The following is a 15624-nucleotide window of genomic DNA, read 5'->3' on the forward strand; positions in this document are numbered from 1 at the left end:
CATGACCAACCCGAACACCAAGGCCCTGTCCGACGCCGGAGTCTCCATCTGGCTCGACGACCTCTCCCGCGACCTCATCGAGACCGGCAAGATCTCCGAGCTCATCGAGGAGCGCAACGTCGTCGGTCTCACGTCCAACCCGTCGATCTTCCAGGCGGCCCTGTCGAAGGGCGACCGCTACAACGACGACCTCGCCGCTCTGACGAAGGCCGGCAAGGACGTCCAGGAGGTCGTCTTCGAGCTGACCACCGCAGACGTGCGCGAGGCGTGCGACCTGTTCCTCCCCCTCTACGAGTCGACGAGCGGCGTCGACGGCCGCGCCTCGATCGAGGTCGACCCGCATCTCGCCCACGAGACCGACAAGACGGTCGAGCAGGCCAAGCAGCTGTACGCCGCAGTGGACCGCCCGAACGTCCTCATCAAGATCCCCGCCACCAAGGCCGGCCTGCCGGCCATCACGGCGACCATCGCCGAGGGCATCAGCGTCAACGTGACCCTGATCTTCTCGCTCGAGCGCTACCGCGCCGTCATGAACGCCTACCTCGAGGGCCTCGAGAAGGCGCACGCCAACGGCCACGACCTGTCGACCATCCACTCCGTGGCCTCGTTCTTCGTCTCGCGCGTCGACACCGAGATCGACAAGCGCCTCGCCGCCATCGGCAGCGACGAGGCCTCGGCCCTGCGCGGCAAGGCCGGGATCGCCAACGCGCGCCTCGCCTACCAGGCGTTCGAGGAGGTGTTCTCGACGCCGCGCTGGACGAGCCTCGCCGACGAGGGCGCCAACAAGCAGCGGCCGCTGTGGGCGTCCACGGGAGTCAAGGACCCGGCATACCCCGACACGATGTACGTGACCGATCTCGTCGCGCCCGGCGTCGTCAACACGATGCCGGAGAAGACCCTCGAGGCCACGGCCGACCACGGCACTATCACCGGCGACACCATCACCGGTGGGTACGCCGAGGCGAGCCAGGTGCTCGATGACCTCGAGGGTGTCGGCGTCTCCTACAACGAGGTGGTCGACCTCCTCGAGGTCGAGGGTGTCGACAAGTTCGAGAAGGCGTGGAGTGAGCTCCTCGACGGCGTCACCGTGGAGATGGAGAAGGTGACGGCATGAGCTCGCTGTCCGTCAGCGCATCAGGCGCTGCGGCGGACGCGATCGGTCGGCACGTGCCGGCCCTCGTCGACGACTCCGTCGCCAGCCGGCTCTTCGCCCAGGACGCCACGCTGTGGGGTCCGGACGCCGAGGCCGAGTCGCGGATCCGCCTGTCCTGGGTGGGTCTTCCCCGCTCCTCGCGGCCGCTCGTCGGTGAGATCGCCGCGTTGCGCGAGTCGCTGGCCGCAGAGGGGCTGACCCACGTCGTGCTGTGCGGCATGGGAGGGTCGTCGCTCGCGCCGGAGGTCATCTGCGCGACGGCCGGCAAGCCGCTCGTGGTGCTCGACTCGTCCGACCCCGACTACGTGCGCACCGCCCTTGCGGACGACCTCGAGCACTCCGTCGTCGTCGTGTCGAGCAAGTCGGGCTCCACCGTCGAGACCGACTCGCAGCGCCGGGCCTACGAGCAGGCGTTCACCGACGCCGGCATCGACCCGGCCACGCGCATCGTCATCGTCACCGACCCGGGCAGCCCGCTCGACAAGGAGTCCCGCGACAAGGGCTACCGCGTCATCAACGCCGACCCCAACGTCGGCGGGCGCTACTCCGCGCTCACGGCGTTCGGCCTGGTGCCGTGCGGTCTCGCCGGCGTCGACGTCGACGCGCTCCTCGACGAGGCGGAGTCGGTCGCCGACGTGCTGGCCGCCGACGACGACGCCAACCCCGGCCTGCGCCTCGGCGCGGCCATGGGCGGCACCGACCCGCTGCGTGACAAGCTCGTCATCGTCGACAACGGCTCCGGCATCGTCGGGTTCGCCGACTGGGCCGAGCAGCTCATCGCCGAGTCCACGGGCAAGAACGGCACCGGCGTGCTTCCCGTCGTCGTCGGGGGCGACGACGACCCGGAGGTGAAGTGGCCTGCTGCCGACGTCACGGTGGCGCGCCTCGTCGCAGCCGACTCCGACGGCGACGCCCCCGCCACCGACGCGGCCTCAGAGGTACGCGTCGGCGGCGCCCTCGGTGCGCAGCTGCTGCTGTGGGAGGTGGCGACCGCCGTGGCCGGCCGACTGCTCGGCATCAGCCCGTTCGACCAGCCCGACGTCGAGAGCGCCAAGAAGGCCGCGCGTGAGCTGCTCGACCAGGGCACCGCCTCCGCGGCGGCCCCGGCCGCCACCGACGGAGCGGTCGAGATCCGTGCGCTGGGTGGCACCGGCGCCTGGCTCGGCGATGCCCGCACCGTGCCTGAGGCACTGGACGCGCTCTTCGCGCAGCTCGACCCGGACCGCGGCTACGTCGCCGTCATGGCCTACCTCGACCGGCTGGCCGACGCCGACCTCGCCGAGTGCCGCGTGCCGCTGGCCCTGCGCACCGAGCGTCCGGTGACTTTCGGGTGGGGACCGCGCTTCCTCCACTCGACCGGGCAGTTCCACAAGGGCGGGCCGTCGCTCGGCGTCTACCTCCAGGTGACCGCCACGCCCAAGGAGGACCTCGCCATCCCTGGGCGCGAGTTCACGTTCGGCGACTTCATCGCCTCGCAGGCCGGTGGCGACGCGGCCGTGCTCGCGGACCACGGCCGTCCAGTGCTCCAGCTGCACCTCACCGACCACGACGCGGGCCTCGTGCAGCTGCGGAAGGCTCTCGCGGCAGGAGGTCCTGGATGAGTCCGGCGCGAATCGCCCACGGACACAATCCGCTTCGCACCGCCGAGGACAAGCGCCTCCCCCGCATCGCCGGGCCCTGCGGCCTGGTGCTCTTCGGCGTGACGGGCGACCTGGCCCGCAAGAAGCTCATGCCTGCCATCTACGACCTCGCCAACCGCGGGCTCCTGCCGCCGGGCTTCTCGCTCGTCGGCTTCGCCCGCCGCGACTGGGCCGCGCAGGACTTCGGTCAGGTCGTCCACGACGCCGTGAAGCAGCACGCCCGCACGCCCTTCAGCGAGGACGTCTGGCGCAACCTCTCCGAGGGCTTCCGGTTCGTGCCCGGCACCTTCGACGACCCGGCGGCGTTCGACCTGCTCGCCAAGACGGTCGACGAGCTCGACGAGGACCGCGGCACCGGCGGCAACCACGCCTTCTACCTGTCGATCCCGCCCGGCTTCTTCGCCACCGTGTGCGAGCAGCTCGAGCGCTGCGGGCTGACTCGCGCCGAGGGCGACAGCTGGCGCCGCGTGATCATCGAGAAGCCCTTCGGGCACGACCTGAAGAGCGCCCAGGAGCTCAACCACATCGTGGCGAGCGTCTTCCCGCCCGACTCGGTGTTCCGCATCGACCACTACCTCGGCAAGGAGACGGTCCAGAACCTCCTCGCCCTCCGCTTCGCGAACCAGTTCTTCGAGCCGGTCTGGAACGCCAACTACGTCGACCACGTGCAGATCACCATGGCCGAGGACATCGGCATCGCCGGGCGCGCGGGCTACTACGACGGCATCGGCGCCGCGCGCGACGTCATCCAGAACCACCTGCTCCAGCTGCTCGCCCTGACGGCCATGGAGGAGCCGGTCTCCTTCGACGCCAAGGACCTTCGCGCGGAGAAGGAGAAGGTGCTCTCGGCGGTGCGCCTGCCGGACAACCTCGACAAGGGTGCGGCCCGCGGGCAGTACGCCACCGGCTGGCAGGGTGCCGAGGAGGTCGTCGGCTACCTGCAGGAGGAGGGCGTCAACCCCTCGTCGACCACCGAGACGTTCGCCGCCGTCACCCTCGAGGTCGACACGCGGCGCTGGGCCGGGGTCCCGTTCTACCTGCGCACCGGCAAGCGGCTCGGCAAGCGTGTGACCGAGATCGCGGTCGTCTTCAAGCGGGCACCGCACCTGCCCTTCGAGCACACCGCGACCGAGGAGCTGGGTCAGAACGCCATCGTCATCCGGGTGCAGCCCGACGAGGGCGTGACCATCCGCTTCGGCTCCAAGGTGCCGGGCGCGCAGATGGAGGTGCGCGACGTGACGATGGACTTCGGCTACGGCTCGTCGTTCACCGAGGCCTCGCCCGAGGCGTACGAGCGGCTCATCCTCGACGTGCTGCTCGGCGACCCGCCCCTCTTCCCGCGGCACGAGGAGGTCGAGTCGTCCTGGCGGATCCTGGACCCGCTCATGAGGCACTGGGCCAAGTCGGGCAAGCCGGAGCAGTACCCCGCGGGCACATGGGGACCGCCGTCGGCCGACCACATGCTCGAGCGCGACGGACGCACGTGGAGGATGCCGTGATCCGCGACCTGACCGACACGACGACCACCGGCATCAGCAAGACGCTCGTCCGGCTGCGCAACGAGGTCGGGGCGATGGCCCTCGGCCGCGTGCTGACGCTGGTCGTCGTCGTCGACGACACCGATGCGGGCGACGCCATCGACGTCGCCAACCAGGCGAGTCGCCAGCACCCCTGCCGCATCATCGTCGTCATCGCCGGTGACCGGCGCGGCAAGAACCGCCTCGACGCCCAGATCCGGCTCGGCGGCGACGCGGGAGCGAGCGAGATCGTCGTGCTGCGGCTCTACGGTGCGCTCGCCAACCACGGTCCGAGTGTCGTGGTACCGCTCCTGCTGCCCGACTCCCCCATCGTCGCGTGGTGGCCCGGCGAGGCCCCGGCCGACGTCGGCAGGGACCCCATCGGGGCCATGGCGCAGCGCCGCATCACCGACGCCGCGGAGCACCGCAGCCCGCGGCTGATGCTCAAGAAGCGCGCGGCGACCTACCGGCCGGGAGACACCGACCTGGCGTGGACGCGCCTGACGCGCTGGCGCGGCCTGCTCGCGGCGGCGCTCGACCAGCCGCCCTACGAGCCGATCACGGGAGCCGTGGTCAGCGGCGCGCCCGACTCTCCGTCGTCCGACCTGCTCGCGGCCTGGCTCCACCGCCGGCTCAAGGTGCCCGTGCACCGGGTGTCGACGCCGCGTGGCTCCGGCATCAGCGCGGTGCGCCTCGAGCGCAAGAGCGGGCCCATCGACCTCGTGCGCCCCGGCGACACGGTCGCCACCCTCTCGCAGAACGGTCAGCCCGACCGTCGGATCAGCCTGCCCCGGCGCGAGCTGCCCGAGTGCCTGGCCGACGAGCTGCGCCGCCTCGACCCCGACGAGACCTACGAGGAAGCCCTCCTGCACGGGCTCGATGCGCTCCAGCCGGTGCGGCTCACGGCGGCCGCCGCGGCCCGCGCCGGCAAGGCTCCCGACCCCGCCGAGTCCCGCCGCCTCGCCGCACGCCTGAGCCGTGACGAGTCCGCACAGGAGGCGAGCGCGATGATCACGGCGCCACCGGCCCCCGAGCACGCAGAGACCGCCCAGGTCCACGCCGCGACGGTGCGCAAGCTCGCAGGCAAGCGCACGTCGCGCGAGAAGCAGACGGCCAAACGCCGTTCCAAGGTCTCGGCCGCCGGCGCGTCCGCCGACACCGGCATGCCGACCACGACGGCGACCAAGAAGGCGACGACCAAGAAGGCGACCACCAAGAAGGCGACGGCGAAGAAGACCGCCGCGAAGAAGACCGCGGCGAAGAAGACCGCGGGGACGAGGAAGGCCTCCGCCCGGAAGGCCACGACGTGACGACCAGGATGATCGCCGAGCCCCGCGTCGTCGTCCACCCGGACAAGTCGGCCCTGGCGGATGCCGCGGCGGCTCGTCTCGTCACGGCGCTCGTCGACGCACAGTCGCGCGCGACCGAGGCGCAGGTCGCCCTCACCGGCGGCTCGATGGGCTCGGCGATCATCGCGTCCGTGACCGAGGTTCCGGGACGCTCCGCGGTCGACTGGACCCGCGTCCGCGTCTGGTGGGGCGACGAGCGCTACCTGCCTGCCGGCGACCCCGACCGCAACGACACCCAGAACGACGACGCCGGGCTCAGGGCTCTCGGGCTCGACCCGGCAAAGGTGCACCGGGTCGCCGGACCCGACGTGTCAGAGAGCGCCGAGGCCAGCGCCGAGGCGTACGCCCTCACCGTCCGCGAGCACGGGCAGGGCGCGTTCGACGTCGTGCTGCTCGGCGTCGGCCCCGACGGTCACGTCGCATCCCTGTTCCCCCACCACCCTGCGCAGCGCACGACGGACGCCGTGGCCATGGCCGTGCACGACTCCCCGAAGCCGCCGCCGGACCGGGTGAGCCTGACCTTCGAGTGCCTCGAGCGCTCGCGCGAGGTGTGGTTCCTCGTCGCCGGGGCCGACAAGGCCGACGCCGTGGCGGCCGCACTCGCGCCGGGGGCCGACCGGTGGGACGTGCCGGCCACCGGGGTGCGCGGCAGCGAGGCGACGCTCTGGCTGGTCGACGCCGACGCGGCATCCGGCCTCGGCTGACCGCTGCACCCACGCTCGGTACGCGGAAGGGCCCGGGAGATGATCTCCCGGGCCCTCTCGGCGTTGTCGGTGGTGACCTGTCAGGTCACTGGATGAGGCCGCGCTCGCGCAAGGTGCTCAGGGCCTCGTCGAGGATCGCGGCGCCGTCGGCGTCGCTGCGACGCTCCTTCACGTAGGCGAGGTGCGTCTTGTACGGCTCCACCTTCGGTGGAGCGGGCGGGTTGTCCTTGTCCTGACCGGCCGGGAAGCCGCAGCGCGGGCAGTCCCAGGTCTCGGGCAGGACCATGCCGGGCTCCTCGGCGAAGCTCGGACGCGTCTCGTGCCCGTTGGAGCACCAGTAGGAGATGTGGACGCGGGGCGCGGCGTCGCCGCGCTCGGCCTCGCCCATCGGGCCGGCGCCGACCCGGCTTCCGCGAATGGCGTTACCGCTGGCCATGTCGTTCCTCTCAGCTCGCGAAGCGGGCCAGCAGGCCCAGACCGATGATGGATGCCGCCCAGACCGCGGCCACGGCCACGGTGAAGCGGTCGAGGTTGCGCTCGGCGACGGACGAGCCACCGAGGGAGGTCGACATGCCCCCGCCGAACATGTCGGACAGGCCGCCACCCTTGCCCTTGTGCAGCAGGATGAACAGGGTCAGGACCATGCTGGACAGCACCAGCAGGACCTGCAGCACGATGCGAACCGCATCCACGTGGTCACTCCAAATCGTCGGGATCTCGGGGCCTCGGGCCGGTCGGCCGCTTCCCCCGCGGGGTTCCGGTGTGTTCCGGGGCTCGGGCAAGGATACCTGCCCGAGGCCCCATCGGCCGAACGCCCCGGTGGGGGCACGCCCGGCCGATGGGCCGTGCTCGGGTGCGTACGCGAGTACGGTCAGGCCGTCGTCAGGTGCTCGCGGAAGCGACAGATCGACGCGAACTCGGCCGGGTCGATCGACGCGCCACCGACGAGGGCGCCGTCGACGTCCTCCTGGGCCATGATCGCGGCCACGTTGCCGGCCTTGACGCTCCCGCCGTAGAGCACGCGAACGCCGTCGGCGACGTCGCCGCTGTACAGCTCGGCGAGGAGCGTCCGGATGGCCGCGCAGACCTCCTGCGCGTCGTCGGGCGTCGCGACCTCTCCGGTGCCGATGGCCCAGATGGGCTCGTACGCGATGACGATCGAGGCCGCCTGCTCCTTCGTGACGCCGTCGAGGTCGGCTCGAAGCTGCTCGACGACGTGCTCGACCTGACGGCCCTGCCTGCGCACGTCGAGCGCCTCGCCGCAGCAGAGGATCGGCGTCAGGCCGTGGGCGTACGCCGCCTTGACCTTGGCGTTGACGATCTCGTCGGTCTCGCCGTGGCCCTCGCGACGCTCGCTGTGGCCGATCGTCACGTAGGTGCAGCCGAGCTTGGCGAGGAACGCACCGGAGATGTCTCCGGTGTAGGCACCCGACGTGTGCGGCGAGAGGTCCTGCGCGCCGTACTTCAGGTCGAGCTTGTCGCCCTCGACGAGCGTCTGCACCGAGCGGAGGTCGGTGAACGGCGGCAGCACGGCGACCTCGACGGCCGTGTGGTCGTGCTTCGCGTCCTTCAGGGTCCAGTCGAGCTTCTGCACGAGGTGCGTCGCCTGGAGGTGGTCGAGGTTCATCTTCCAGTTGCCGGCCATGAGCGGGATGCGCCCCGCCGGCTTCGTGTCCTTCGCCATCAGGCGTCGCCCTCCTCGAGAACGGTCAGTCCGGGCAGCTCCTTGCCCTCGAGGTACTCGAGGCTGGCGCCGCCACCGGTGGAGATGTGGCCGAAGTCGGAGTCCTCGAAGCCGAGCTGCCGCACGGCAGCCGCGGAGTCGCCGCCGCCGACGACCGTCAGGGCGCCGCCCTTCGTGATGTCGACGAGGGCCTGCGCCAGGGCCTTCGTACCTGCGGCGTAGGGCTCCATCTCGAACGCGCCCATGGGGCCGTTCCAGAAGACGGTTCGGCAGTCGGCGAGCTTCTCGCCGAACAGACGGCTCGACTCGGGCCCGATGTCGAGACCCATCCGGTCGGCCGGGATGGCGTCGGCTGCGACGACGTCGTGCTGGGCGTCGGCGCTGAAGGCGTCGGCTGCCACGACGTCGACGGGCAGGACGATCTCGACGCCCTCCTTCTCGGCGCGGTCGAGGTAGCCCCTGACCGTGTCGACCTGGTCGGCCTCGAGCAGGCTCTTGCCGACCTCGTGACCCTGGGCCGCGAGGAACGTGAAGACCATGCCGCCGCCGATGAGGAGGCGGTCGGCCGTGCCGAGGAGGTTGCCGATGACGCCGAGCTTGTCGGACACCTTCGCGCCCCCGAGCACGACGGCATACGGCCGCTCGGGGTCCTTCGTCAGGCGGCGCAGGACGTCGACCTCGGTCTGCACCAGGCCACCCGTGGCGTGCGGCAGCAGCCGGGCGACGTCGTAGACGGAGGCCTGCTTGCGGTGCACGACACCGAAGCCGTCCGAGACGAAGACGTCTGCGAGAGAAGCGAGCTCGCCAGCGAACTCGGCGCGGTCCTCGTCGGTCTTGGCGGTCTCGCCCTCGTTGAAGCGGAGGTTCTCGAGGAGCAGGACCTGGCCGTCCTCGAGAGCCGCGGCCTTGGCCTTGGCGTCGTCGCCGACGGTGTCCTCGGCGAAGACGACGTCGGAGCCGAGCACCTCGCCGAGGCGCTTCGCGACGGGTGCGAGGGAGTACTTGGCCTCGGGGGACCCCTTGGGCCGGCCGAGGTGGGCGCACACGATGACGCGGGCGCCGGCGTCGGCGAGGCCCTGGATCGTCGGGGCGGAGGCGCGGATGCGGCCGTCGTCGGTGATCGTCGAGCCGTCGAGCGGCACGTTGAGGTCGGACCGGACGAGGACGCGCTTGCCGCGCAGGTCCCCGAGGTCGCTGGTGGTCTTCACGCGGTATGCCTCTTCAGTGGTTGGGATGTCAGCCGGGCATGGAGACGGCCACCGCCCCGGGCGTCGATGACAGCCGAGGGCGGTGGCCGGGTGGCTCAGAGGGACTTGCCGACGAGCTCGACGAGGTCGACGAGGCGGTTGGAGTAGCCCCACTCGTTGTCGTACCAGCCGACGACCTTGACCTGGTTGCCGATGACCTTCGTGAGGCCGGCGTCGAAGATGCACGACGCGGGGTCGGTCTCGATGTCCTTCGAGACGATGGCGTCCTCGGTGTACACCAGCACACCCTTGAGGGGGCCCTCGGCGGCGGCCTTGACCGCGGCGTTGACCTCCTCGACCGTCGTCTCGCGGCCGGCCTCGAACGTGAGGTCGGTGGCCGAGCCGGTCGGGACCGGCACGCGCAGCGCGAAGCCGTCGAGCTTGCCCTTGAGCTCGGGCAGGACGAGGCCGATGGCCTTCGCTGCACCGGTCGAGGTCGGCACGATGTTGAGGGCGGCGGCCCGGGCGCGACGAAGGTCCTTGTGCGGGGCGTCCTGGAGGTTCTGGTCCTGGGTGTACGCGTGGATCGTCGTCATGAGGCCCTTGACGATGCCGAACTCCTCGTGGAGCACCTTGGCCATCGGGCCGAGGCAGTTCGTCGTGCACGAGGCGTTCGAGATGATCGTGTGCGCGCCGGCGTCGTACTGGTCGTCGTTGACGCCCATGACGATCGTGATGTCCTCGTTGGACGCGGGCGCCGAGATGATGACCTTCTTGGCGCCGCCGTCGACGTGGGCCTTGGCCTTCGTCGCGTCGGTGAAGAAGCCCGTGGACTCGACGACGATGTCGGCGCCGACGCCGGCCCAGTCGATCTTGGACGGGTCGCGCTCCTCGAACACGCGGATCGCCTTGCCGTCCACGGTGATCGACGTCTCGTCGTACGTCACCTGGCCGGGGAAGCGACCCAGGATCGAGTCGTACTTGAGCAGGTGGGAGAGGGTCTTGTTGTCCATGAGGTCATTGGTGGCCACGACCTCGATGTCGGCTCCGGACGCCTGCACGGCGCGGAAGAAGTTGCGGCCGATGCGGCCAAAGCCGTTGATTCCAACGCGAACGGTCACTGCTGTACCTCTTCGGTGAGACTGTGTCGGACGATGTGTCAGACCTTGGTCGCGCCGTTGCGACCTGGATCACAGCCCACCCTAGTGCGTCGGTCCGGGCGGCGAAGCGGCAGTCTCAGGGCTTGGTGAGCATGCGCTCAGCCCGCCTCGCCACGTCGCAGGCGTGGCGGCGGACGGCTCCGTGTGGGTCCGGGACGGCAGTCGGCGTGCTCAGGTCTCGAGCATGTCGGGTGTGAGGTTCGCGTCGGTACCGGCCACGCCGAGCTCCTCCGCGCGCTTGTCGGCCATGGCGAGGAGCCGACGGATGCGACCCGCCACGGCGTCCTTCGTCATCGGTGGCTTGGCCAGCTGGCCGAGCTCCTCGAGGCTCGCCTGCTTGTGCTCGAGCCGGAGGTGGCCGGCCTCGCGCAGGTGGTCGGGGATCTCCTCGCCGAGCAGCTCCATGGCGCGCTCGACGCGGGCCCCGGCCGCGACCGCCGCGCGAGCGGAGCGGCGCAGGTTGGCGTCGTCGAAGTTGGCGAGACGGTTCGCCGTCGCGCGCACCTCCCGGCGCATGCGGCGCTCCTCCCAGGCGAGGACCGCGTCGTGCGCCCCGAGCCGCGTCAGCATGGCGCCGATGGCGTCGCCGTCACGGATGACGACCCGGTCGACGCCTCGGACCTCGCGTGCCTTCGCCTGGATGCCGAGACGACGCGCCGCACCGACGAGGGCGAGGGCCGCCTCGGGTCCGGGGCAGGTGACCTCGAGAGCCGAGGAGCGGCCCGGCTCGGTCAGCGAGCCGTGGGCGAGGAAGGCTCCGCGCCACGCCGCCTCGGAGTCGCACGTCGCGGCACTGACCACCTTGGGGGGCAGGCCACGCACAGGCCGGCCGCGGGTGTCGATGAGTCCCGTCTGCCGCGCGAGGGTCGCGCCGTCCTCGACGACGCGGACGACGTAGCGCGAGCCGCGGCGCAGGCCGCCGGCCGCGAGGACGAGCACGTCGCTCTTGTGGCCGTAGACCTCGGCGATGTTGCGGCGCAGGCGTCGCGCGGCGTTGGCCGTGTCGAGCTCGGCCTCGACGACGATCTGGCCGCCGATGATGTGCAGGCCACCGGCGAAGCGGAGCATCGTCGAGACCTCGGCCTTGCGACAGCAGGGTTTGGTCACCTCGAGGCGTGAGAGCTCGTCCTTCACCTTCGCTGTCATGGCCATGGGCGACATCCTGCCATCCTGATCAAGCACCCTCGCGCCGGAGGCCGTCGACGCCATCAGGAGACGACGTCGCGCAGGGCTGCAGCAAGCCGGAGGGGGTCGTGCACTCCCGGGGCTCCCCTCGCCGCCACCGGCGCGACGACGAGCTCGGCGCCCAGGTCGGCGGCGGCCGCCCGCAGGGACGCGCCGTCGGGGACGACGCTCGGGTCGGCGAGCACGACGTCGAGCCGCAGGTCGGGAGCGTTGGCCGCGAACGAGGCGAGGTGGTCCTCGGCCCGGAAGTCACGCGTCTCGCCCTTGTTCACCTCGAGGTTGAGGTTGAGCAGACGCTTGGCAGGAGTTGCCACGAGCGCGTCGGCGAGGCCGGGGACGAGCAGGTGCGGCATGACCGAGGTGAACCACGAGCCGGGCCCGAGCATCACCCAGTCCGCGTCGGCGACGGCCGCCATCGCCTCGTGGCAGGGTTCGGGACAGGTGGGCAGGATGCCGATCGAGGACACGACGCCTGGCGACGACGCGACGCGGTGCTGGCCGCGTACCTCGACGGTCTCGTCGGGGCGCTGTGGGTCATGGCCCCGGATCTCCGCGACGATCTCGAGCGGCACGGCGGCCATCGGCAGCACGCGGCCACGGGCCCCCAGGAGCCGGCCCACCAGGTCGAGCCCCTCGACGGTGTCGCCGAGCAGCTCCCAGATCGAGACGATCATCAGGTTGCCGAGCGCGTGGCCCCTCAGCTCGCCGGTGCCGGCGAAGCGGTGCTGGAGCACGTCACGCCAGGTGTGGCCCCAGTCGCTGTCGTCGCAGAGAGCCGACAGGGCCATCCGCAGGTCGCCCGGTGGCAGGACGTCGAAGTCCTCGCGCAGCCGCCCGCTCGAGCCGCCGTCGTCGGCGACCGTGACGACAGCGGTGACGTTGTCGGTGAGCAGCCGGAGAGCGGTCAGTGCCGCGGCCAAGCCGTGGCCGCCGCCGAGCGCGACGATGCGGCGGTGATGCGGTGGGGCGAGGGGCCCGGGGGGAGGGGTCACGACAGGGGCTCCGGTCACTCCCGCCCCAGGTCGCGGTGCACGACGAAGGTGTCGACTCCGTGACGACCGCCGAGCCGGGCACTGAGCGCCTCGGCGGTGGCGACCGAGCGGTGCTTGCCACCCGTGCACCCGACGGCGACGGTCACGTAGCGGCGCCCCTCGCGCACGTAGCCGCCGATCATCGTGTCGAGCAGCTCGGAGGCACGGTCGAGGAACTCGTCGGCGCCCGGCTGCTTCATGACGAACTCGGCGACGGGCTTGTCTCGTCCCGTCAGCCCGCGCAGCTCCGGCACCCAGAACGGGTTGGGCAGGAAGCGCATGTCGAAGACGACGTCGGCGTCGAGCGGCAGGCCGTACTTGAAGCCGAACGACATGACGGCGATGCGCAGCTGCACGCCACGGTCACCGGCGAAGAGCGAGGACAGCTTGGCGCTCAGCTGGTGGACGTTGAGGCCTGAGCTGTCGATGACGACATCGGCCGACGAGCGCAGGTCGAGCAGCAGCTCACGCTCGCGCTGGATGCCGTCGAGCAACCGTCCCTCGCCCTGGAGCGGGTGTGGGCGCCGGACGCTCTCAAAACGCCGCACGAGCGCCTCGTCGGTGGCGTCGAGGAACAGCAGGCTCGGTCGCTCCCCGCGCTCTCGCGCGGCAGCGATGGCGTCCTCGAGCTGGGCGAACCAGCCGCGCGACCTGACGTCGACGACGACCGCCACCTGCTGGAGGTGCGACTCGGGGTGCCGTGCGCGCGCCTCGTCACGCAGCTCGGCGAGGTGCGTCAGCAGCTGCGGCGGCAGGTTGTCGACGACGAGCCAGCCGAGGTCCTCGAGGACGTTGGCGGTCGTGCTGCGGCCGGCACCGCTCATCCCGGTGACGATGACGATCGGCGCGTCGGCCAAGCGGGTCTGCTGTGTGCGGCCGGTGTCGGCGGTCATTCGAGCACTTCTCCCGTCGTGAGGTTCACGGCTGGCTGCTGCGGGGCTCCCTCAGCCAAGTGGTTGACGACCGCCGAGGCAAGCGACCGGCCGAAGCCGGGTACGGCCATGATGTCCGTCACGTCCGCAGCCCGAAGGCGTTTCACCGAACCGAAGTGCCGCAGCAGCGCCTTCTGACGGCTCGCCCCGAGGCCGGGTATGCCGTCCAGCTGGGATGTCGTCATCGCCTTCGAACGGCGCTGGCGGTGGAACGTGATGGCGAAGCGGTGCGCCTCGTCGCGGAGGCGCTGGAGCAGGTAGAGGCCCTCGCTGGTGCGAGGCAGGATCACCGGGTGGTCGTCGCGCGGGAGCCAGACCTCCTCGAGGCGCTTGGCGAGCCCGACGAGTGCGACCTCCTCGATGCCGAGCTCGTCGAGGACGGCCTGCGCGGCGTTGACCTGCGGCAGACCGCCGTCGACGACGACGAGGCTGGGCGGGTAGGCGAAGCGGCGGGGCCGGCCGGTCTCCGGGTCGATCGGCCCCGACGACGACGGACCCTCGTCCTCGTCGATCGCGCCACCCGAGACCCGGGTGCCTGCCACACCGGTGTCTGCGGCGCGGCCGCCCGTCGTGTCGGCCTCGGCGTCGGACGCGCCGACGACACCGGTCGACAGGTCGAGGTCACCCACGCCCTCGGCCTCCTCGAGGTAGCGGCGGAACCGGCGCGTCAGCACCTCACGCATCGCCGCGGTGTCGTCGACCGTGGCCGGGAGCTCGCCGCGTCCGTTGCGGCTGGGGCCGGCGTCGTCGGTGGAGGCGGCGCCGCGCACGATGAACCGGCGGTACTCGCTCTTGCGCGCGAGGCCGTCCTCGAAGACGACCATCGACGCGACGACGTTGGTGCCCTGCACGTGGCTCACGTCGTAGCACTCGATGCGCAGCGGGGCGTCGTCGAGGCCGAGGTAGTCCTGCAGCTCCTGGAGGGCCCGGCTGCGCAGTGTCAGGTCGCCCGCGCGGGCGACCTTGTGCCGGGCGAGGGACTGTTCGGCGTTGCGTCGCACGGTCTCCATCAGGGTCCGCTTGTCGCCGCGCTGGGGCACCCGCACGCTGACCGCCGACCCGCGCACCGACGTGAGCCACTCGGTGACGGCCTCGAGGTCGGTCGGGACCGTCGGGACGAGGACCTCGCGCGGCACCGCATCGCGGTCGGCGTCGCCGTAGACCTGCTGGAGGAGGTGCTCGACGAGCGAGGGCAGATCCTCGCTCTCCTTCTCGACGACCCAGCCGCGCTGTCCGCGGATGCGGCCACCCCGGACGTGGAAGACCTGGACGGCGGCCTCGAGGTCGTCGTCGGCGAGGGCGAAGACGTCGGCGTCGGTGCCGTCGCCGAGGACGACGGCCTGCTTCTCGAGAGCCTTCGTCAGGGCGCCGATGTCGTCGCGGAGCCGGGCCGCCTGCTCGAAGTCCAGCTCCGCCGCGGCCTCCTTCATCCGGGTCTCGAGCCGCTTGGCGAAGCGGGTGGTGTTGCCGGCCATGAAGTCGCAGAAGTCCTCGGCGATGGCGCGGTGCTCGTCGGCGGTGACCCGGCCGACGCACGGCGCGGCGCACTTGTCGATGTAGCCCAGCAGACACGGGCGGCCGCTCGAGGCAGCACGCTTGAAGACACCGGAGGAACACGTGCGCAGCGGGAAGACGCGCAGCAGCAGGTCGAGGGTCTCGCGGATCGCCCATGCGTGGCCGTAGGGACCGAAGTAGCGGGTGCCCTTGCGCTTCGCGCCGCGCATCACCTGGGCCCGGGGAAACTCCTCGCCCATCGTCACGGCGAGGAACGGGTACGACTTGTCGTCGCGGTACTTGACGTTGAAACGCGGGTCGAACTCCTTGATCCAGGAGTACTCGAGCTGGAGCGCCTCGACCTCGGTGCGCACGACCGTCCACTCGACGGAGGCGGCCGTCGTGACCATCGTCGCCGTGCGCGGGTGCAACGCCGTGATGTCCTGGAAGTACGAGGACAGCCGAGGACGCAGGGACTTGGCCTTGCCGACGTAGATGACGCGGCCGTGGGAGTCGCGGAACCGGTAGACGCCCGGGTCGGTGGGGATCTCCCCCGGCTTCGGTCGGTAGGTCGTCGGGTCCGCCACG

14 protein-coding genes are annotated in these 15624 nt (G+C 71.3%); 5 read left to right on the forward strand and 9 right to left on the reverse strand.

Annotated features, from left to right (window positions below; all coding sequences use genetic code 11):
* The first annotated feature begins 1 nt into the window (after position 1).
* The 5 genes from tal to pgl are packed head-to-tail and all read left to right on the forward strand — an operon-like array spanning position 2 to position 6363.
* The gene (tal, locus tag ACFQU3_RS01245) at positions 2–1114 is read left to right on the forward strand and encodes a transaldolase (protein ID WP_385905284.1); all 1113 of its coding nucleotides are present in this window, start codon (positions 2–4) and stop codon (positions 1112–1114) included.
* The gene (locus ACFQU3_RS01250) at positions 1111–2754 is read left to right on the forward strand and encodes a glucose-6-phosphate isomerase (protein ID WP_385905287.1); all 1644 of its coding nucleotides are present in this window, start codon (positions 1111–1113) and stop codon (positions 2752–2754) included. The genes tal and ACFQU3_RS01250 overlap by 4 nt, the downstream gene beginning before the upstream one ends.
* Positions 2751–4292: a glucose-6-phosphate dehydrogenase gene (gene zwf, locus ACFQU3_RS01255; RefSeq protein WP_385905290.1), complete on the forward strand. Its 1542-nt coding sequence runs from the start codon at positions 2751–2753 to the stop codon at positions 4290–4292. The genes ACFQU3_RS01250 and zwf overlap by 4 nt, the downstream gene beginning before the upstream one ends.
* A complete protein-coding gene (gene opcA / locus ACFQU3_RS01260; protein ID WP_385905293.1) occupies positions 4289–5620 on the forward strand; it encodes a glucose-6-phosphate dehydrogenase assembly protein OpcA in 1332 nt (443 codons plus the stop codon). Before zwf ends, opcA begins: the two co-directional genes overlap by 4 nt.
* Positions 5621–5628: 8 nt before the next feature.
* Positions 5629–6363, forward strand: coding sequence for a 6-phosphogluconolactonase (gene pgl, locus ACFQU3_RS01265; RefSeq protein WP_385905380.1), 735 nt, complete (start codon positions 5629–5631; stop codon positions 6361–6363).
* Positions 6364–6448: 85 nt separating this feature from the next.
* Here the strand turns inward: pgl and ACFQU3_RS01270 are convergent, their stop codons facing one another.
* From ACFQU3_RS01270 to uvrC, 9 genes are all read right to left on the reverse strand, one after another.
* A complete protein-coding gene (locus ACFQU3_RS01270; protein ID WP_081633871.1) occupies positions 6449–6799 on the reverse strand; it encodes an RNA polymerase-binding protein RbpA in 351 nt (116 codons plus the stop codon).
* 10 nt (positions 6800–6809) lie between these two features.
* Positions 6810–7055, reverse strand: a complete 246-nt coding sequence (gene secG, locus ACFQU3_RS01275) for a preprotein translocase subunit SecG (protein ID WP_188031918.1) — start codon at positions 7053–7055, stop codon at positions 6810–6812.
* Between the two features lie 179 nt (positions 7056–7234).
* Positions 7235–8047, reverse strand: a complete 813-nt coding sequence (gene tpiA, locus ACFQU3_RS01280) for a triose-phosphate isomerase (protein ID WP_385905297.1) — start codon at positions 8045–8047, stop codon at positions 7235–7237.
* Positions 8047–9255 carry a phosphoglycerate kinase gene (locus tag ACFQU3_RS01285; RefSeq protein WP_385905300.1) on the reverse strand — a complete coding sequence of 403 codons (1209 nt, stop codon included), beginning with the start codon at positions 9253–9255 and terminating at the stop codon, positions 8047–8049. The genes tpiA and ACFQU3_RS01285 overlap by 1 nt, the downstream gene beginning before the upstream one ends.
* A 95-nt stretch (positions 9256–9350) precedes the next feature.
* A complete protein-coding gene (gap, locus tag ACFQU3_RS01290; protein WP_385905303.1) occupies positions 9351–10355 on the reverse strand; it encodes a type I glyceraldehyde-3-phosphate dehydrogenase in 1005 nt (334 codons plus the stop codon).
* A gap of 210 nt (positions 10356–10565) precedes the next feature.
* Complete coding sequence (whiA, locus tag ACFQU3_RS01295; RefSeq protein WP_385905306.1) at positions 10566–11546, reverse strand: DNA-binding protein WhiA; 981 nt, start codon at positions 11544–11546, stop codon at positions 10566–10568.
* 56 nt (positions 11547–11602) lie between these two features.
* Positions 11603–12571, reverse strand: coding sequence for a uridine diphosphate-N-acetylglucosamine-binding protein YvcK (gene yvcK, locus ACFQU3_RS01300; protein ID WP_385905309.1), 969 nt, complete (start codon positions 12569–12571; stop codon positions 11603–11605).
* A gap of 14 nt (positions 12572–12585) precedes the next feature.
* A complete protein-coding gene (gene rapZ, locus ACFQU3_RS01305) occupies positions 12586–13503 on the reverse strand; it encodes an RNase adapter RapZ (RefSeq protein WP_385905312.1) in 918 nt (305 codons plus the stop codon).
* On the reverse strand, positions 13500–15623 hold the full coding sequence (gene uvrC / locus ACFQU3_RS01310; protein WP_385905315.1) for an excinuclease ABC subunit UvrC: 2124 nt from the start codon (positions 15621–15623) through the stop codon (positions 13500–13502). Before uvrC ends, rapZ begins: the two co-directional genes overlap by 4 nt.
* Position 15624 lies beyond the last annotated feature (1 nt).

The sequence above is a fragment of the Terrabacter sp. GCM10028922 genome (assembly GCF_042666095.1).
Classification (GTDB): Bacteria; Actinomycetota; Actinomycetes; order Actinomycetales; family Dermatophilaceae; genus Terrabacter.